The organism is Streptomyces sp. NPDC008092, from assembly GCF_042957285.1.
Taxonomy (GTDB): domain Bacteria; phylum Actinomycetota; class Actinomycetes; order Streptomycetales; family Streptomycetaceae; genus Streptomyces.
The window spans coordinates 856,891-875,787 of sequence record NZ_JBIBHY010000002.1; the positions used below are offsets into that span (position 1 = coordinate 856,891).

The window sequence follows — 18,897 nt, forward strand, 5'->3', positions numbered from 1 at the left end:
CTGCTTCCCGCCTGCACAGCGAGAGGTGCTGTGCCGAGCCACATCGAGTCGGTCGTGTCCGGCGTACCGACTGCACGTACCGATGGCCCGTCGGGGCCGGGACCGTCGCGGTCCCGGCCCCGACAGGTGGCTCACGCGGCCGGGGCGTGGGGCCGGCCGTCAGCCGTTGGTGAGGACCACCTTGAGGGCGCCGGTCTCGGCGCTGCGGGTGAACACGTCGTAGCCCTTCATGGTCTCGCTGAGGTCCAGGCGGTGGCTGATCAGCTGGGTGGCGTCGAGGGCACCGGTGGCGATGGAGTTCATCAGCTGGGGGATGGTCAGGCCGGACGGGATGCCGGTGGTGATGGTGACCTGCTTGGCCCAGAGCTTCTCCAGATGCAGGGTGGCCGGACCCTCGTGGACGCCGATGTTGGCGATGTGGCCGCCGGAGCGCACCAGGTCGGCGGCTAGTTCGAAGGCGTCCGGGAAGCCGACGGCCTCGATCGTCACGTCGGCGCCGTAGCCGTCGGTCAGCCTGCCGACCAGGTCGTGCACCTCGTCCTCGCCGACGGCATGGGTGGCGCCCAGCTTGAGGGCCATCTCGCGGCGGGCGGGGGTCCGTTCGACGACGACGATGTTGCGCGGGGAGAACAGCTTGGCGGTGACGGTCGCGGACAGGCCGACCGGTCCGGCACCGACGATGACGACGGTGTCGCCGGGCCGGACCCGGCCGTTGAGGACACCGACCTCGTAGCCGGTGGCGAGGATGTCGGTGAGGAACAGGACCTGCTCGTCGGTGAGGGCGTCGGGGATCTTGTAGACGGAGTTGCGGGCCAAGGGGATGCGCGCGTACTCCGCCTGGACGCCGTCGATGGTGTTGCCGAGGGCCCAGCCCCCGTTGACGCACTGGCCGTACATGCCGGTCGTGCAGAAGCGGCAGAAGCCGCAGGCACTGACGCAGACGGCGAGGATACGGTCGCCGGGCTTCACGTTCGTCACCGACGAGCCGACCTCTTCCACCACGCCGGTTGCCTCGTGGCCGAGGACGGTACCCGGCTTCACCGTCGGCACGCCGCCCTTGATGATGTGCGCGTCGGTACCGCAGATGGTGGTGTGGGTGACGCGCATCAGGAGATCGGTGTTCTCGGTCAGCACCGGCATCGGGTGCTCCCGGTACTCGATCTTCCCCGGTCCGTCGTAGACGAGTGCCTTCATGTCCAACTCCTTCGTTGAAATGGTGCGGTGGTGCGGGGTGACGCGGTCGGGCGGCGCTCAGACGCCGGGCCCGTAGAGGCCGAATCGCAGGTCGGGATCGCCCGGGGTCCAGGTGCCCTCGACCTGGGAGCGGTGGCCCATGCGTGCGACGCGGTCGATCAGTTGGTTGCCCAGCTGCAACTGGGCCGGTTCCCACCGCTTGAGGGCGGTGGGGATGTCGTCGCTGAACGTGCGCAGGTGCTCGTACAGCGTCCAGGCGTCGTCGGCGGCCTTGGCCGTGCCGGCCGCGGCGTGCGGGCGGGCGGCGAAGGCCGCGTCGCCGATGACCGCCACCCGTCCGTCGGCCATCGCGGGGATCCGAGTGTCGAACACGACCTGCAGATAGGGCTGTTCGGTCCGCACGACGGTCTCCGCGGCGGCGGGCGCCAGCAACTCCGTGGCCGCCGAACGCATCTCGTCGACGAAGCGCCGCTGCACCTGGCCCGGATGGACGGAGACCGGGCAGTCGAAACCGCGCAGGTCCGTGCACAGCTCGTGCAGCGCCGGGCCGTCCGGGACGTTGCGGTACCAGACGTAGTTGAGCAGCCGCCGGCCCTCCTCGAACCCGCCGTCGAGCCCCGGAATCGGGTAGACGACGATGTGCGTGCCCGGGGCCACGCTGTACGTCAGCGCGTCGCCCAGCAGCCGCCTGGTCTCCTCGCTCACCCGGCCCTCGGGCACGGTGCCGCGCCAGCCGACGTACCCCGAGTAGCGCCGCTGGAGGTCGGGGAACATCCGCCGCCGGGCGGTGGACGTGATGCCGTCGGCGAAGACGACCAGGTCGGCGCGCTCCGTCCGCCCGGTGACGAACCGCAGCGTCACGCTGTCGGCGTCCTGGTCGAAGCCCACGCAGAACTCGCCGAGGTGGTAGCGGTCCGTGCCGAAGTCGTCGAGCAGGGCCCGGTAGATCGTCGACCAGGAGGAGTAGCGCCACTCCGCCGGGTCCTCGTGCAGTACCTCGTTGTTCCTGCCGAGGTGGCGCACGGAGCGGGTGACCGTGCTGAGTTCCTCGATGCGGTGGGCGCTGCGTTCGCCGAACCATCGCATGGTGGTGGGCTGGAGCACGATCCCGCCGCCGCGGTTCTCCAGCGGCGTCGGCGTGCGCTCGTAGACATCGACGGCGAACCCCAGCTCGCGCAGCAGCAGCGCGCTGGTCAGCCCGCCGATGGAACCGCCGACCACCGCGGCGCGCCGGCCCTTGTAGCTGTCCACCATGGATTCCTCTCGCAGGGGGTGGTGGACGTCATCGTGGCTCCGCACGCTCCCGCCGGTGCATGTGCCGCACCACAGTGATGTGTCGTTGACATGGGTGTGCGCACAGTCGCATGCTCCTTCCAGGCACATACGAGGAGGCGGCGATGACGTCCGAGGTCCCCGTGCAGCCGGATCTGCTGCGCTGGATGACCGCGATCGACGAGCTGGCCATCGCGGTCAACCAGAGGCGTGACCTGCCCGGACTGCTGGAGCAGATCGCCCGCACGGCCTGCGACCTGCTCGGCTACGAGAGCGCGGCCGTGCTGCTGGTCGACGACGACCGCGTCGCCCTGCGGATCGAGGGATGCTGGGGCCTGAGCGAGGGCTACGTCCGGCTGGTGAACGAGGAGTCGCCCCTGCTGCTGGTCCCCGAGGGCACCTTCGCCGGCAGCCCGTCGCGCAGGGCCTTCGTGGACGGCACCCCGGTGATCGTGGAGGACATCTCCCGCGACCCCTCCTACGGGCCCTGGGCGAACGCCGCCCAGCGGCACGGACACCACTCCATGGCGGCGGTGCCGCTGCGCAACCAGGGCGAGACCGTGGGCACGATGAACGTCTACGGGAGCGATCCACGGCGCCTCGGCCCCGGCGGTCTGGAACTGCTCCAGATCCTCGCCAGTCACGCGGGCATCGCCCTGGAGACCAGCGCCCGGCTCGAACGCGACCTCCGCCGGCTGCGTGAGCTCGGGTCGCTCAACGAGAAGCTGCGCCGGCGCACCGAACTGCTCCAGCAGCATGCCGCCATCCACGACAGGTTCATCGGCGTCGCCCGCCGGGGCGGCGGCCTCAGCGACATCGCGGCAGCCCTGGCGGAGACCACGGACCGTGCCGTCGCCGTCCAGGACGTGTCCGGTCAGACCCTGGCCGGCGTGCCCCGCGCCGGACTGTCGGTCCAGCCACCGGACTGGGTGGCCTGGCCCCGCCACGACAGCGACGCCGGCACCCGCTCGCTGCTCGACATCCTTGCCCAGGCTTGCCCGGTGACGACATCGGAGGCGTTCCCCGGTCTGCTGGCCGGGCCGGTGCGGGTCGGCGGGGAGACCCTGGGCGTGCTCTGGCTGGCCGGTGGCACCGAGGACGACGACGTACGACTGCGCGCCATCGAGCAGGCCGCCGTCGTCCTCGGCCTGGAGATGCTGCGTCGTCGCGCCGTGGTCGACGCACAGTGGCAGCTCCGCGGCGACCTCGTCTCCGAGCTGGTGACCGGAAACCTCACCGATCCGGAGGCCGTGGTGGCGCGCGGCGACCGGCTCGGCAGCGACCTCAGGCTGCCCCAGCGGGTCCTCGCGGTCCGCCACGAGGAGTCCGGCGAGGCGGTCACCGGGCAGTTGCTCCGGCTGGTCCAGTCGCTCGTGCTCTCGCGGCCACGGCCGAAACCGCTGCTGGCCCTGCGCGACGGCGTGATCGTGATCGTGGCGCCGGCGGCGGACGAGGCGGGCGTCGAGGAGCTGGCCCGGCACATCCGCACGGTCGCGGCCCAGGCGCTGGAGGGCGGCGTGCGGGTGTCGGTCAGCGAGACCTGCGTCGGGCCCGACCAGTTGCCCGCCGCGTTCCGCCAGGTCACCGGCCTGCTCAGACTCTTCCCGTACAAACCGGAGGAGGACGTCCTCACCGTCGCCTCGGCCGGAGTGATCGGCATGCTCCTGGCCGACGTCGACCCGCACCGCATGGGCGTTCTCGCGACCCGCTGGATCGGCCCCCTCCGGGAGTACGACCAGCGCCGCGGCACGGACCTCGTCGGCACCCTGCGCCGCTACCTCGACCACGACCTCAACACCAACGCCACCGCCGAGGCCCTCTACATCCACCCCAACACGGTCAGCCTGCGCGTCAAGCGCATCGAGAACCTGCTGAACCTCTCCCTGAGCCGCGTCGGGGACCTGACCACGCTGCGCACGGCCCTGGCGATCGACGACATCACCGGCACCTCCTGATCTGTGCCGTGCCACAGACACGGCCGTAATGACTGTGCTGCGACACAGCGCACCCCTGATGCGGCGGCCCTGAACATGTCCTCACCCAGCAACGACGCGGGGAGGACCCATGAAGGACCAACAGCAGGCCACGACCGCCGTGGCCGCTGCCGTACCGACGCCCGGCGGAGCCGAACCACAGACCATCCCTCAGCCCGCTCCCGACGCCCGAACCGCGGGCGTGACCCTCCTGACCGTGGCGGCGCTGTCGCTGGCCGCCTGGTGGCTGCTCATCGACCCCCGGTGGGCGGTGCCGGACGTCTACGGCAACCCTGCGAACGCGGTGATCTTCTGGACGCTCTTCGCCGTCGTCTGCCTGGCCTTCAACCTGGAACTGAAAGGCTTCGACCGGCTGCGCCAGCCCCTGCGCGGGCTCATGTTCGCCGCCGTCGCCATAGCCGCCGGCATCGCCGTCACCGCCCTCCTCGCGCTCGCCTGGGGCCCGGTGGACCCGAGTTTCGCCCCCGAACGCGCGGGCGGCGCCGGCTACTTCACGGGCGCCGTCTTCGTGCTCTTCGTCTTCGTGACGAACGTGCCTGCCGCGACCGTCTTCGAACACCGCCCGTGGAACACCCTCGGCCTCGGTCAACCGTGGCGGGGCATCGCCGAGATCGCCGTCTCGACGGTCGCGAGTCTTGTCCTCTACGCCGTCTTCGCCCTTCCCGCGCTGGCCAGTTGGAGCGAGGTCGGACACCCGCTGCTGAGCGCCGACGAACTGATCGGCTTCTTCTACTCGATCGTCGTCTCGGTCATCGTCACCGGCAATCTCACCGACAACTGGCCCTGGAACGTGGTGAGAGGCAGGGGCAGCTGGTTCCTGTGGACCGCTCTGGGGAACGTCGTACTCGGCGCCGGGCTCTACTTCGTCCTGTCGGGCGTGACGCGGCTCCTGCTGGGAGCCGAGGCGCGGGCCGCGATCGGTTCGGACGGACTGAGTCTCTTCCCCGCCCAACTCGGCGTCTGCTGGGTCTTCTGGATGATCTTCTGGGCCAACTGCGCGGGGAACTGGCCCCGGCAGTTCACGCCGGCCGGAAACCGCACCCTGCGCGTTGGCGTGACCCTGCTGCTCGCGGTCGCCACCTTCACCCTGTACTACCGCGTCCTCGCCCCCCACGTCCTCCACGAACCGGCCCTCGCCCCCGGCATCGCAGGCAACGCGCTCGGCTTCATGGACCTGGCCATCGTCTGGCTGCTCCTCTTCGTCATCGGAGGCGAGTCCTGGCCGTTGAACCGCAAGAACCGCAAGAACCGCAAGAACCGCAAGAACCGCAAGAACCGCATGAATCGCACGAACCGCACACCCTGACACCGGAGGACGAAACCATGAGCGACACCCACGCCGACCCCCAGATCCGCGTCGTACACCGCGACCAGCTCGACGGCGACACCCCGCAGACCCCCGGCCTGATCCGCGGGGTCGCCTTCGACGGGCGCAATCCCGGAGCGGCCCACCTGTCGGCCTTCCGCAGCACCGTCCGGCCCGGCGCCGCGACCGGCGCCCACCACCACGGCGACCAGGAGACCGTCCTGTACGTCATCAGCGGCACCGCCCGCTACCGCTGGGGCGACAGGCTGGAGAACGTCGCCGAAGCCGGCCCCGGCGACTTCGTGTTCATCCCGGCGCACGTCGTCCACCAGGAGATCAACGCCTCCCCGGAGTTCGAGACGGTCTGGGCCGTGGTCCGCTCCGGCGTCGATCCCGTCGTCGTGAACCTCCCCGAACTCGACCGGTACGCCGAGCCCGCGGCCGTCGACTACACCCACCCCTGAGCCGGCGGGGGAGGGGAGGGAGACGGGCACGGCCTCCTCGGCCGGGCGAGGGCCGCGCGGTCACACGGGCCCTGCCGGCGCGCGGACGCCCAGACGGAAGCCGACCCCGCGTACGCACTCGATGGACAGGGCGCCGCCGAGCTTGCTCCTAAGTGCGGCCACGTGCACGTCCAATGTCCTGGTCGATCCGAACCAGTTGCTGTCCCACACCGTTTCCATGATCCGCTCCCGGGTGACCAGCTCGCCCAGTTGATCCACGAGGAAGACCAGGAGAGCGAACTCCTTCGGCCGCAGGAGGACTTCGGAGCCGTCGAGGAAGACGCGGTGGGCCCTCCGGTCGAGGGTCAGGCTCCCGTAGTCGCGGTCTTCCGCGGGGCCGACCGCTCTGCCGGACAGGGACCCTCTTCGCTGCACCGCCCTTATGCGCGCGATGAGTTCACGCATGAGGAAGGGCTTGACCACGTAGTCGTCCGCGCCGAGTTCCAGGCCGACCACGCGCTCGGTCTCGCTGCCGCGCCCGCTGATCACGATGAGGGGTACGTCGCTCCGGGCCCGCAACTCCCGGCAGACGTCCAGACCGTCGATGTCCGGAAGCCCCAGGTCCAGCAGCACGAGATCCGGGAGCGGCGAGGCGAGGGCGGCCCGCCCGGTGGAGACCCGGTCGACGTCGTATCCGTACCGGGCGAGCCCGCGCCGGAGGCAGTCGGCGGTGGGCCCGTCGTCCTCGACGAGCAGTACCTGCATGGCTTCTCTCCTGGGCTGGTGATCGGATGCGCCGGTCGGCGCGCGGTCGCGCGGCGCTTCAGGAAGGCCGCACGAGGCCGGTCTCGTACGCGAAGACCACGGCCTGGACCCGGGCCTGTGCGCCGATCTTGGCGAGGATGTTGTTGACGTGGGACTTGACGGTGGTGGGCGCGATGGACAGCTGCTCGGCGATCTCCGCCGTGCTCCGGCCATGGGCGAGGGCGGCCAGTACGTCGCGTTCGCGCTCGGTCAGTACCTGGAGCCGGTCGCTCTGCGCAGGGACGGGCAGCTGTCCCCGGACGGTCTCGACGAGCCGGCGGGTCAGGCGGGGCGACAGCACCGCATGGCCGGCGGCCACGGCACGTACGGCGGCCGTCAGTTCGGTCAGGGCGGCGTCCTTCACGAGGAAGCCCCCGGCGCCGGCCCGCAGCGCCGCGCAGGCGTGGTCGTCGTCGGCGTCCGCGAGGACCAGGACGCGCGGGGCGCCGTTCCCGGCGGGGGCGGAGGAGGCGGGGGAGCACGATGGAGGCCGGGCAGGCCGCAGCCGGGCTATGCGGCGGATCGTCTCGATGCTCTCCTCGGTCAGCACGGTGTTGTCGAGGAGCACGACGTCCGGGGCGAGTTCCGTCGCGAGGCGCTCGGCCTCGGCGCCACCGGCCGCCTCCCCGATCACGGAGAGGCCCGACTGGGACTGCAGGAGCAGGCGATAGCCGAGACGTTGGAGTGTCTGGTCGTTGACGATGAGGACGGTGGGCATGCCGGGCTTCTCCACGTGTGGGGGGTAGGGAAGGCGGGCTGTACGGCATCAGCCGCAGAGCGCGGCCCCGGCCGCGGCCCGGCTGTGGGTGCCGCTCGCACCTCGGCCCCGGAGTGTGCCGGGAGCCTCAGGCTCCGATGGACTTGAGGACGGCCTCCGCCATGCCTTGCTCGCCCCGCGCGTTGGGATGGACCCGAGCCGCGGGGCTCGCCGGTTCCAGCGGTTCGATCCAGCGGGTGCCTGCGGGCGAGCAGGCGTCGCGGCCGGCGGACGGCGTGTGGGTGTCGACGTAGGTGGCGCCGGCGGCCTCCGCACGCTCGCGGAGCATGGTGTTGAGCCTTCCCTCCTGGTCGCGGAGGAACGTCACGTCCCCGGGTGCGAGAGGGATGGCCCGGTCGCAGGCCGAGGCGTCGGAGGGAAGGATGGACGGATAGCCCACGACATAGACGCGGGCCTGAGGCGCACGCTCGTGCACCTCGCGCAGGGCGCGGTCGAGACGCTGCCTCGTCGCGTCGATCTTCTCGGTAACCGTGTCAGTGCCACCCGACTGGTAACTCCCCTTGCAAGGGGCCTGGTCGGGCACGGAGGCGAGTTGGGCGGCAGCCTTGTAGAGGGCTCCGGCGGTGACGCACTTGGTGATCATCGAGCTGAAACCGATGTCGTTGCCGCCGATGCCGAGGGTGACCAGGCGGGTCCGCCGGTCCAGTACGGAGAGCTGGGCGGGGTTGGTGCCGTCGTCGGTGGACTGCGGTGCGGTGAGGTCGGTGGTCGTGGCGCCGCTGCAGCTCATGTCGCGGAAGTCGGCGGCCTTGACGCCGAGGCGTTTGGCCACCAGCGCCGGGTAGTTGCGGCTGGACCTGTCGCAGCCTGCGGGCTTGCCGGTCTGGTCGGGTATCCCGGGGCCGGATGTGTAGGAGTCGCCGAGAGCCACGTACGGGCCCTGGACGACGGCGGTCGGAGCAGGGGCACGGCTCTTGCCGTCCCCCTTGTCGGCTCGTTCGATGCTGACGACGGCGATGAGTACGCCGCAGGAGAGAACCCCGGCCAGGCCGGTGCGTGCCAACGGTCCCATGGGTGTGTCCTGTCTGTGGTGCGGATTCCCGACCGGCGGTCGGGCGCCCGCCAGGCCACGCGCGACCTGGGCAGGCGGGACGGCGGAAACGGGTTGCCGGTGGGGACCGGCGCGGGGACGTGGCGGTGCCGGGGCCGGGGCGGCCGTAGGTGTGGCGGGAGCAGTCGGTGGGAGGGGGCGGGTGGGAGGCGGGAGTTGGGTCAGGAAGGGCGGACCAGGCCGACGTCGTAGGCGAAGATGACGGCCTGGACGCGGTCCCGGGCGCCGATCTTGGTGAGGATGCGGCTGACGTGGGACTTGACCGTCGACTCGGCGAGGTGCAGGCGTTCGGCGATCTCCGCGTTGGTGGCGCCGGTCGCGAGGGCGGTGAGTACTTCGCGTTCGCGTTCGGTGAGATCCGCGAGCCGACGGGTGTGTTCGGGGCTGTGGCCGGATCGGCGGGCGGTGTAGGCGTCGATGAGCTTGTGGGTGAGTCCGGGAGAGATGACGGAGTCGCCGGCGGCCACGGCGCGGATTCCGACGACCAGTTCCGCGGGACGGGCGTCCTTGAGGAAGAAGCCGCTGGCACCGGCCCGGAGGGCTTCGTAGGCGTACTCGTCGAGGTCGAACGTGGTCAGGACGAGGACGCGGGAGCGGCCGCCGGACTCGGCGATGCGGCGGGTGGCCTCGATACCGTCCATGCCGGGCATACGAACGTCCATCAGGACGACGTCGGGGCGCAGTTCGGCGGTCATGCGCACGGCCTCGCTGCCGTTGCCCGCCTCCCCGACGACGGTCATGTCGGGCTCGGCCTCCAGGAGCATGTGGAAACCGAGGCGTTGCAGGGCCTGGTCGTCGACGATGAGGACGGTGGTCATGCCGGGGTGTTCTCCGCGTTCGGGTTGGGGGAGGTCGGGACGAGGCGGGCGTGGACGGTCCAGCCGCCCTGGGAGTTGGGGCCGGAGTCGACGTCGCCCTGGTAGAGAGCCGCCCGTTCGTGCATGCCGACGAGCCCCTTGCCGCCGCCCGTCCGGCCGGACTTCCTGGTACGCGGCGGGCCGGTGTCCGTGACGGTGACCTGGACGGCATCGCAGTCGACGGTGATGGCGGCGGCGACGGTGGTGTCGAGCGCGGCGTGCTTGAGGGTGTTGGTGAGGGCCTCCTGGACGATGCGGTAGACGGCGAGCTGCAGCCCCTGCGAGAGGCCCGTCAGGTCGCCTTCGGTGTGCAGGGTGGCGGAGGGGCCGGCCGACCGGAACCGCTCCAGCAGGGCGTCCAGGTCGGCCAGACCCGGCTGCGGGGTGAGCGGCGCGCCGTTCCGGGGGGTGTCCTCGTCGCCGATGACCGCGAGCAGACGGCGAAGCTCCGACAGGGCGTCACGGCCGCTGTCGCCGATGATCCGCAGGGTGTCGGCGCCGCGTTCCGGGCGGGTGGCGGCCAGGGCGGCGGCGCCGTCGGCGAGTCCGACGATGACGGCGAGGGTGTGGCCGAGGATGTCGTGCATCTCCCGGGAGATGCGGGCACGTTCCTGCGCGGCGGCCAGACGGGCCCGCTGGTCGCGTTCCACCTGCAGCGCGGTGATGTAGGCGTTGGCGAGCCGGCCGGCGAGTCCGAGAGCGGCGATCCCCGCCAGGCCGACCATGGCGAGTGCCGCGACGACCTCCGGACGGGTCACGTAGCTGAGCTGGCCACCGGTGTAGAAGACGGCCGCCCAGGCCGAGAGCTGGGCGACGGTCACGCCGATGGCGACGACGAGTTGGCGGGGCGAGCCCCAGCGGCCCACGTTGTACAGCGCGACCACGCGCGCGGCGTCGGCACCGTTCAGGATGCCGAGGGGGAGCACGAGCACGGAGACCGCGGTGGTGATCGCGAAGACCGGCACGGGGTGCCGTTCCCGCCACAGCAGCGGCACGGTGAAACCGAACATGACGGCGATCTGCGCCGGCACGTCGGCCCCGTTGGCCGGGTTGAGCAGCGAGGGGATCCCGAGTGCGGCGCAGAAGACCGGCACCCCCCAGCGCCGCACGCGGGGATGGGCCCGGTCGGCCGCCCGCCAGGTGACCAGACGGGAGATGATCGACACGATCACACGCTGCTCGGGATCGTTTGTCAGGGGCTCCGGCAACTGCGCGTCCCGCTCGCCCGGATAAGGCGTCGGCACGGCAGTGTGTGGTGCGGTCACGGGGAGGCCCTTCGCAGTGCGGTCGGGAGGGCCCGCCCGTCGGCGCGAGGCGAGGACCGACGGGCGGGGCGAGGCGGGGTCCGGCACGAATGCGGTCAGTTCCTACGGGACAGTCTCTCCCGCAGCCCCGCGCGCCGGGACTTTCGGGTGTCCTCGGACGACGAGTCCGGGGACGGGGCCTCGCTCCCGGCGCCGCTCGTGCGCGGCTGTGCGCCGCTGTCCCGGAGACGGCGCACTCCGCGGGCCCTGGACGTCGACGTCGACTCGGACAATGCCGCCTCCGCCTCGTCGTCCGTGGGGGTGTCCACGACGGTGACCGTACCGGCGCGGCCTGCTCCGGCGACGCTGGTGCCGTCACCCGTGCCGCTTGCCGGCGTGGCACGGACGCCCGGGCCGCTCGGCTGCCCGGTGCCGGCCCGGTCCGGGACGGTGGCCCCTTCCGCCGCCAGCCTGTGGCGCAGCTTCTCGCCCTCGACGTCGACATCGGGCATGACGCGGTCCAGCCACCCGGGCAGCGACCAGGCACGGCGTCCGAGGAGCGCCATGACCGCGGGGACGATGGTCATACGGACGACGAAGGCGTCGAAGAGGACGGCCGAGGCGAGACCGAGACCGATCGACTTGATCAGGGCGGTGTCGTCGAGCAGGAAGCCGGAGAAGACGGAGATCATGATGACGGCCGCGGCGGTGACGACCCGGGCGCTGTGCCGGAAGCCCTCGACCACCGCCCGGGTCGGCTCGGCTCCGTGGACGTACTCCTCGCGCATCCGGGTGACCAGGAAGACCTCGTAGTCCATCGCGAGGCCGAAGACGACGCCGATGAGCAGGATGGGCAGCACGCTCACGATGGGCCCGGTCTGGCTGACGCCGAACACGTCGGCGAGCCAGCCCCACTGGAACACCGCGACGAGGACGCCGAGGGTGGCGGCCACGCTGAGCAGGAAGCCGAGCGCCGCCTTGAGCGGGACCACGATCGAGCGGAAGACCAGCAGGAGCAGGACGAGTGCGAGACCGACCACGATGGCGAGGTAGGGCACCATCGCCTGGCCGAGCTTGGTGCTGACGTCGATGTTGACGGCCGTCGTGCCGGTCACCATCAGGTCGGCGCCGGTGTCCTGGTGCAGAGCGGCGCTCTGGTCGCGGATCACGGAGACCAGGTCCTTGGTGGCCTGGCTGCTGGGCGAGCTCTTCGGGATCACACCGACGATGGCGACGTCACCGGACTGGTTGAAGGCCGCCGGACGGACCGAGGCGACGTCGTCCAGCCTGCCCAGCGCGGCGGTCGCGTCGGCGGCGGCGGTCCTGGGGTCGTTGCTGTCACGGGCGTCGACGACGACCGTGAGCGGGCCGTTGAAGCCCGGCCCGAACCCCTTGCTGATGGTGTCGTAGGCCACGCGCTGGGTACTGCCGGGCGCCTTCATGCTGTCGTCGGGCAGGGCCAGGCGCAGCGACATGGCGGGGACGGCGAGCAGGCCGAGGCCCACCACCGAGAGCACCAGGGTCTTCACGGGGTTGGCGGTGACGAGCTTCGCCCAGCGCACGCCCATCGCCTGGCCCTCGCCGCGCTCCAGGGCCTTCATACGGCGGGTCAGCAGCTTGCCCTTCGTGATCCGCATTCCGGCGAATCCGAGCAGTGCGGGCAGCAGGGTCAGTGCGATGACGACGGCCATCACGACCGCGAAGGCGGAGGCCAGGCCCATGGAGGTGAGCATCTGGATGCCGATGACGCTGAGTCCGGCGAGGGCGATGACGACGGTCAGGCCGGCGAAGACGACGGCGGATCCGGCGGTGCCCAGGGCCCGCCCGGCGGCGTCTTCGGGATCGTGGCCGTCACGGATCTCGTTGCGGTAGCGGGAGACGATGAACAGGGCGTAGTCGATGGCGACTGCCAGGCCCAGCATCAGCGCCAGCGTCGTGGCGGTGGAGGCCACATCCCAGAACGACGCGGCGATGGTGACGCAGAATATGGCGGCCGCGACGCCCAGCACGGCGGTCAGCAGCGGCAGCCCGGCCGCGAGGAGCGAGCCGAAGGTGATCACCAGCGCCACCGCGGCGACCGCCAGACCGATCAGCTCGGCGGCCTTGCTCGCCTCCTTGGCCTTCACGGCGTTGCCGCCCAGGCTGACGTCGAGCCCGGCCTTCTCGCCCTCGGCCGCGATCCTGTTCAGCGCGTCGTGCGCCCCGGCGCTGACATCGGCCTGCGGGACCTTGTAAGTGACGCCGGCGAAGGCGATCGTGCCGTCCTCGCTGACCTGTCGGCTCCGGAACGGGTCGGAGACGCTCGCGACCTGCGGCGCCTTCTGCAGTTCGGCGACCAGCGCCTCGATCTGCGACTTGGTGTCGGCGGAGGTCAGCTGCCGCCCACCGGGAACCTCGAACACCACACGTGCGGTGGCGCCGCCGGCCGAGGCCTGCGGAAACTCCTTCGCCAGCAGGTCGATCGCCCGCTGCGACTGGGTGCCGGGCAGCGTGAAGGCGTCCGACGTCCTGCTGTCGACGCTCACTGATCCGATGCCGATGGCGGCGAGAACGACGATCCACAGCATCAGGACGAGCCGTCGTCGCCGGAACGAGAACCGGCCCAGCCGGTAGAGGAACGTAGCCACGGTGGTACTCCCAGCAGGGAAGACGTTGGTACGAGAGGGTCTGGACGACCCGCGTCCCAAACTAGGAGCGGATTTCTGCCCTGCCCCGGCACGACGGGATCGACCTGAGGGCGACGACCGGTACCGCGGTACTGGTGCCTTTCATCCTGGGGAAGGGTCTTGTGCCGGTCAGGGGGTGGGGCCGGCGTCACGGGCCAGGAGGGCCGCCTGCACACGGTTGGTCACTTCGAGAGCGGCCAGGATGCGGCTCACGTGCGCCTTAACGGTGCTCTCGCGCATGGCGAGCCGGCCGGCGATGTCGGCGTTGGTGTCACCGTGGGCGAGGAGCGTGAGCACGTCCCGTTCGCGAGGGGTGAGCCGCTCCAGCCGGGCCCGGGCCGCGGTGGCCCGGGGCTGGTTGGCCGCGTGGTAGCGGTCGATGAGGCGGCGGGCCGCGGCGGGATGCAGCATGGCCGACCCGCCGGCCACCAGGTGGACCGCGCGCAGGATCTCGGCCGGGTCGGTGTCCTTGAGCAGGAACCCGTCGGCTCCGGCGGCCAGGGCGTTGTAGACGTACTCGTCGAGGTCGAAGGTGGTGAGGGTGATCACCTTCGGTGGGTGGGGAAGCGCCCGCAGGCGGGTGGTGGCGGTGATGCCGTCCATACGGGGCATCCGTACGTCGACCAGGGCGACGTCGACCCGATGCGCCGTGGCCTGTTCGACGGCCTGAAGTCCGTCGGCGGCCTGGGCGACCACTTCGATGCCGTCGGCCGAGTCCAGGAGGTCGGTCAGGCCCAGGCGGACCAGGGCGTCGTCGTCGACGATCATGGCTCGGATCATGTGGGATCGCCGTTCTGTCCGGTGCTTGAGGGGTGGGGGATGCGGGCAGCCAGTCGCCATGCGCCCGCCCCGGCGGGCCCGGCGCCGAGGTGACCGCCGAGGGCGGTGACGCGTTCGCGCAGACCGATCAGGCCGTATCCGGATCCGACGGTGTCGGCGCGGGGGGTCCCCGCGGGGTTGGCGACGTCGACCTGGGTGGCCGGCGGCCGGTAGTCGACGCGCACCGTCACCTCGGCCCCGTCGGCGTGCTTGCGGGCGTTGGTCAATGCCTCCTGGACGACGCGGTACACGGCCAGGCGGTGGGTGGTGGGCGCCTGTTCGGGAAGTCCTTCGACGGCCAGCACGACCGGCTGGCCCGCGGCGCGGGCCTCGTCGACCAGCTCCCGCACCTCCCGCACGGCGGGTGCGAGTTCCACCCCCGGCCGGGCGACATCCTCGCGCAGCGCGCCCAGCACGTCGCGCAGATCGGCGAGGGCCTCCACGGACGCGGAGCGGAGCAGGCCGAGCCGTTCACCGACCGCTGCGGGCAGAGCGTCGTTCCTGGTCGCCAGGACCCCGGTGTGCAGGGCGATCAGGCTCAGTCGGTGGGCCAGTACGTCGTGCATCTCCGCGGCGATCCGGGACCGTTCCGCCGCACGGGCCGCCTCCTCGCGGAGCCGTGCCTCGACCCGCAGGTGCTCGACGTCCGCAGCGAGGGCCGCGAGCAGGCGCCGCCGGTTGCCCAGCCACAGACCGACCACCACGGCCAGCGTCGGCAGCAGCACGGTCGAGGCGTAGTTCTGCGGCGTCCACAGCGAGGTCGCCCGGTAGCTGAGCAGGTTGGCGCCCAGCGCCACCGCCATGCATCCCACCGCGGCCCTCGCCCTGCCGTCCACCGCGAGGCTGAACAGGGCGAGCACCAGCAGCGGCAGCAGCGGCCACCCCCACCACGCGGTGCACACGGTCACCAGCAGCGGCGCGGCCGGCCACCGGAGCCGCGGCACGAGCAGGGCCGCTCCGCACAGCAGAGCCGCCGCGGTCACCGGGACCAGATGGCGGCCGCCTTCCAGCCCCACGGCGTTGAACGGGGCGGCCAGCACACAGAGCGCCACGAGCCCGCCCCGACCGTAGACGGCCCACCTGCGGCCTTCTCCACTGCTCACGCCGGCAATCCTAGGCAGCGCGGCCGGACTTCTCCCCTGGACGATCTGCCATGATCACCCCCTACTTTCGTAGGGGGACACGGCCGTCCAAGGGCGGATCCGATGCCTGGGGCGGATTTCTAGCGTCGAAACCATGACTGACCGGACCCCGTCCTTCGGCCGCTCCCGCACGCAGCGGCATGCCGAGAGCTGGATGTTCCTGCTCGAAGCCGCCCGCGATCTGCGGACCACCGGTGCCGTGGCACCCAGCGGCAAGGCGCTGGCGCGCGCCCTCACCGAACCCGTACGCGCCCAGGCCCCCGGACCGCTGTCGGTTCTGGAAGCCGGCGCCGGCACCGGCGCGATCACCCGCACCCTGATACCCGACCTGCCCCGTGGCAGCCGCCTGGACATCGTCGAGGCCAACCCTCGTTTCGCCGCCCGGATCCGGCATCTCGTCGACACCCACCCGAGCCTGGCCGACCGACCGGCGCAGGTGACCGTGCACCAGACCTTCGTCGAGGATCTGGCCACCGACCAGCGCTACGACGTGATCGTCTCCGGCCTGCCGCTGACCAACTTCACCCCGGTCCAGGTCGAGCGCATCATGGCCCGGTACCTGGAACTGCTGCACCCCGGCGGCATCCTGACCTACTTCGCTTACCTCGGCACCCGTCGGGCCCGCGCCCTGACCGCCACCCGGAGCGAGGCGCGCCGGCACGCGGCGGTCGACGAGGTGATGTCCGCCTACCAGCACAAGTACGCCGTCGGCCGCTGGACGGTCTGGGCCAACCTGCCGCCCGCCCACGCCTGGCACCTGCGGCGTCCGTCCGGCCCGGTCCCCGACCGGGAACGGCACGAGCCGGTCCCCGGAGTACGGCAGTGACCTCTCTGTCCGTCATCCTGGGCCACCTGCCCCCCACCTCGGCCTACGCGATGCTGGCGGCCGCTGTCCTGTCCGAGTCGGTCCTGCTGATCGGTGCTTTCGTCCCCACGTTCACTTTGCTGCTCACCGCCGGCGCACTCGCTCGTACCGGCCGCATCAGCCTTGTCCTCGTCATCGCCGTCGCGGCCGGCGCAGCCGTCACGGGCGACTTCGCGGCACACCGCACCGGCAGGGTCTTCAGCGACCGGCTCCTCGACGGGCGTCTGGGCCGCCGGGTCCCCGGCGCCGCCTGGCGCCGGGTCGAGTCGCTGATGGCCCGCCATGGAGGCCGAGCCGTCTTCCTCGCGCGCTTCCTGCCCGTGATACGCACCCTCACCCCGCACTTCGCGGGAGCCACCCGCCTGCCGTACCGCCGCATCGCTCCCTACAGCCTGATGGCCGCCTGTCTGTGGGCGACGGCCGAGGCCGGTGCGGGCTACGCGGCCGCCTCCTCCTTCCAAGAGCTCCTCACGCTGGGCGGTCCCGCCATCGCGTCGGTGGTCCTGATCGCAGTCGGGATCACAGCCCTGTGGCGCCGCTCCGCCAAGGCCGTACGGCCGGAGGCCACGGCCCGTTCCCGGGGCAGTGCCGCCCCCTCGGTGCAGGCGACCTCCGGGCAGGTCGGAGCGCCGGTAGCGATCACACCGCGGGGTACGAGGTACGGTACGCCGTACCGTACAATGGCTCGCATGCCTCGCCGCTCCGACTCACTCGATCGCGCGACCCCGGAACGCATCGCCGAGACCGCCCTCCTCCTGCTCGACGAGGGCGGTCCCCAGGCGCTGACGTTCCGTGAACTGGCCGCGAGACTGGACATCGCCGTGGCCTCCCTCCAGCGCCGGTGCACGGACCTGGCCGGACTGCTGGACCTGTGTCTCGACCACCTGGCCACCCGCCTGCCCGCGCCCGCTCCCGGCGCCGACTGGGCGACAGCCTCCGAGGAACGCTTCACCGCTCTGTACCGTCTGCTCGCCGCCCATCCGGGTCTGGTGACGCTGCGCGGGGCCCGGCCCTGGATGGGCCCGAACCTCCTCGCCCGCCTCGTGGAACCCCAGCTCGCCGACAGCCTGCGCGCCGGGATGACCCCCGGGGAGGCGATCGCCGCCTACCGGCGGATGTACCTGCTCACCCTGGGCAGCGCGGGTTTCGTGGACCACCGCGACCCGAAGTCCGCCCAGGCGGCGACCCGCAGGGCGCTCGCCGGGCTCGATCCGGAGGAATTTCCGGTCCTGACCGCCCACCTGGCAGAGATCGTGCCCTTCGTCACCGACCACGAGATCTACTTCAGCGCCCTGCGCCAGCTCATCGACGCGGCCGCCCCGGCCCCGTCGCCACTCGGCGTCACCGACCAGCAAGGACCCCGATCATGACGTCCACGGCTCAGACAGCACGCGTCTTCAGCAGCGACAACGCGGCCGGCACCGCCCCGGAGATCCTCGAAGCCGTGGCCCGGGAAGCCTCCGGCCAGGCCTTGCCCTACGGGGCCGACGCCAGTTCGGCCGCGGTCCGACGACGACTGGGCGATGTCTTCGAGCGGGAGGTGGACGTCCTGCTGGTGTCCACGGGGTCCGCCGCGAACGCACTGGGGCTGGCCGCGCTCACTCCGCCCTGGGGCAGCGTGCTCTGCCACCGCGAAAGCCACATCAACAACGACGAGTGCGGCGCGCCCGAGTTCTACACCGCGGGCGCCAAGCTCATACCGCTCGGCGGCGGCGATGCCAAGATCGACCCGGACGAACTGCGGGCAGCCGCACGGCACAAGGCCGGAGACGTACACAGCGTCGAGCCCTCGGTCGTGAGCATCACCCAGTGCACGGAGACCGGGGCCGTCTACACCCTCGACGAACTCCGCACGCTCGGTTCGATCGCGGGGGAGGCGGGGCTGCGCGTGCACATGGACGGTGCCCGGTTCGCCGGAGCGGTCGCCTCGCTGGCCTGTACGCCGGCCGAGCTGACCTGGCGGGCGGGCGTCGACGTACTGTCCTTCGGTGCCACGAAGAACGGCACGATGACCGCGGACGCGATCGTCGTCTTCGACCGCTCCCTCACCCAGGAACTGGCCTTCCGCGCAAAGCGCGCCGGGCACCTCGCCTCCAAGATGCGCTTCCACGCCGCCCAGTTCGACGCCTACCTCACCGACGACCTGTGGTTGCGCAACGCCCGGCACGCCAACGCCATGGCCGCCCGCCTCCAGGAGGGCTTCAAGGCGATACCCGAGATCCAGCTGCTCGGCGCCGCCGAGGCCAACATCCTCTTCTGCCGCCTGCCCCAGCAGATCATCGACGGACTTCTGGCCGAGGGCTACGCCTTCTACCACGATCGCTGGGAGCCCGGCGTGGCCCGCTTCGTCACCTCGTTCGCCACCGCTCCCCAGGACATCGACGACCTTCTCCAGGCCGTCCGCCGCCATATCGCCTGACGGGTCGGCCCGGCGCGCTGCCGGCCGGCACCCCCGGACGGCC

16 protein-coding genes are annotated in these 18,897 nt (G+C 71.6%); 6 read left to right on the forward strand and 10 right to left on the reverse strand.

The window, feature by feature from the left end; genetic code table 11:
- Window positions 1–159 precede the first annotated feature (159 nt).
- Both ACFZB3_RS08620 and ACFZB3_RS08625 read right to left on the reverse strand, forming a co-directional pair.
- Complete coding sequence (locus ACFZB3_RS08620) at window positions 160–1,194, reverse strand: alcohol dehydrogenase catalytic domain-containing protein (RefSeq protein WP_391371743.1); 1,035 nt, start codon at window positions 1,192–1,194, stop codon at window positions 160–162.
- A 57-nt stretch (window positions 1,195–1,251) separates the two neighbouring features.
- Window positions 1,252–2,448 carry an FAD-dependent monooxygenase gene (locus ACFZB3_RS08625; RefSeq protein WP_391371746.1) on the reverse strand — a complete coding sequence of 399 codons (1,197 nt, stop codon included), beginning with the start codon at window positions 2,446–2,448 and terminating at the stop codon, window positions 1,252–1,254.
- Window positions 2,449–2,591: 143 nt separating this feature from the next.
- On the opposite strand from ACFZB3_RS08625, the gene ACFZB3_RS08630 reads away from it, so the two are divergent.
- The 3 genes from ACFZB3_RS08630 to ACFZB3_RS08640 all read left to right on the forward strand — a co-directional run bounded on the left by ACFZB3_RS08630 (window position 2,592) and on the right by ACFZB3_RS08640 (window position 6,230).
- Entirely contained in the window at window positions 2,592–4,421 is a 1,830-nt protein-coding gene (locus ACFZB3_RS08630; RefSeq protein ID WP_391371749.1) for a GAF domain-containing protein, read from the forward strand.
- 109 nt (window positions 4,422–4,530) lie between these two features.
- Window positions 4,531–5,766, forward strand: coding sequence for a hypothetical protein (locus ACFZB3_RS08635; RefSeq protein WP_391371752.1), 1,236 nt, complete (start codon window positions 4,531–4,533; stop codon window positions 5,764–5,766).
- Window positions 5,767–5,783: 17 nt separating this feature from the next.
- The gene (locus tag ACFZB3_RS08640) at window positions 5,784–6,230 is read left to right on the forward strand and encodes a cupin domain-containing protein (protein WP_391371754.1); all 447 of its coding nucleotides are present in this window, start codon (window positions 5,784–5,786) and stop codon (window positions 6,228–6,230) included.
- Between the two features lie 60 nt (window positions 6,231–6,290).
- Here the strand turns inward: ACFZB3_RS08640 and ACFZB3_RS08645 are convergent, their stop codons facing one another.
- The 8 genes from ACFZB3_RS08645 to ACFZB3_RS08680 form a co-directional block, all read right to left on the reverse strand.
- Complete coding sequence (locus ACFZB3_RS08645; protein WP_391371757.1) at window positions 6,291–6,974, reverse strand: response regulator; 684 nt, start codon at window positions 6,972–6,974, stop codon at window positions 6,291–6,293.
- 58 nt (window positions 6,975–7,032) lie between these two features.
- Window positions 7,033–7,731 carry a LuxR C-terminal-related transcriptional regulator gene (locus tag ACFZB3_RS08650; RefSeq protein ID WP_391371760.1) on the reverse strand — a complete coding sequence of 233 codons (699 nt, stop codon included), beginning with the start codon at window positions 7,729–7,731 and terminating at the stop codon, window positions 7,033–7,035.
- A gap of 127 nt (window positions 7,732–7,858) precedes the next feature.
- Window positions 7,859–8,803 carry a GDSL-type esterase/lipase family protein gene (locus tag ACFZB3_RS08655; RefSeq protein ID WP_391371763.1) on the reverse strand — a complete coding sequence of 315 codons (945 nt, stop codon included), beginning with the start codon at window positions 8,801–8,803 and terminating at the stop codon, window positions 7,859–7,861.
- A 200-nt stretch (window positions 8,804–9,003) separates the two neighbouring features.
- Window positions 9,004–9,660, reverse strand: a complete 657-nt coding sequence (locus ACFZB3_RS08660) for a response regulator (RefSeq protein ID WP_391371766.1) — start codon at window positions 9,658–9,660, stop codon at window positions 9,004–9,006.
- The gene (locus ACFZB3_RS08665; protein ID WP_391371769.1) at window positions 9,657–10,865 is read right to left on the reverse strand and encodes a histidine kinase; all 1,209 of its coding nucleotides are present in this window, start codon (window positions 10,863–10,865) and stop codon (window positions 9,657–9,659) included. The genes ACFZB3_RS08660 and ACFZB3_RS08665 overlap by 4 nt, the downstream gene beginning before the upstream one ends.
- 194 nt (window positions 10,866–11,059) lie before the next feature.
- A complete protein-coding gene (locus ACFZB3_RS08670; RefSeq protein ID WP_391371772.1) occupies window positions 11,060–13,570 on the reverse strand; it encodes an MMPL family transporter in 2,511 nt (836 codons plus the stop codon).
- Between the two features lie 168 nt (window positions 13,571–13,738).
- The gene (locus tag ACFZB3_RS08675; protein ID WP_391371775.1) at window positions 13,739–14,389 is read right to left on the reverse strand and encodes a response regulator; all 651 of its coding nucleotides are present in this window, start codon (window positions 14,387–14,389) and stop codon (window positions 13,739–13,741) included.
- Window positions 14,386–15,531 (reverse strand): histidine kinase, encoded by a 1,146-nt coding sequence (locus ACFZB3_RS08680; RefSeq protein WP_391371778.1) that lies wholly within the window; start codon window positions 15,529–15,531, stop codon window positions 14,386–14,388. The genes ACFZB3_RS08675 and ACFZB3_RS08680 overlap by 4 nt, the downstream gene beginning before the upstream one ends.
- A gap of 133 nt (window positions 15,532–15,664) precedes the next feature.
- Here ACFZB3_RS08680 and ACFZB3_RS08685 point away from each other — a divergent pair, with 133 nt between their 5' ends.
- Genes ACFZB3_RS08685 through ACFZB3_RS08695 form a run of 3 tightly spaced genes read left to right on the forward strand, consistent with a single transcriptional unit; the run spans window position 15,665 to window position 18,854 of the window.
- The gene (locus tag ACFZB3_RS08685) at window positions 15,665–16,396 is read left to right on the forward strand and encodes a methyltransferase domain-containing protein (protein WP_391371781.1); all 732 of its coding nucleotides are present in this window, start codon (window positions 15,665–15,667) and stop codon (window positions 16,394–16,396) included.
- Window positions 16,393–17,805 carry a VTT domain-containing protein gene (locus ACFZB3_RS08690; protein WP_391371784.1) on the forward strand — a complete coding sequence of 471 codons (1,413 nt, stop codon included), beginning with the start codon at window positions 16,393–16,395 and terminating at the stop codon, window positions 17,803–17,805. Before ACFZB3_RS08685 ends, ACFZB3_RS08690 begins: the two co-directional genes overlap by 4 nt.
- Window positions 17,802–18,854: a beta-eliminating lyase-related protein gene (locus ACFZB3_RS08695; protein WP_391371787.1), complete on the forward strand. Its 1,053-nt coding sequence runs from the start codon at window positions 17,802–17,804 to the stop codon at window positions 18,852–18,854. Before ACFZB3_RS08690 ends, ACFZB3_RS08695 begins: the two co-directional genes overlap by 4 nt.
- The last annotated feature ends 43 nt before the right edge of the window (window positions 18,855–18,897 follow it).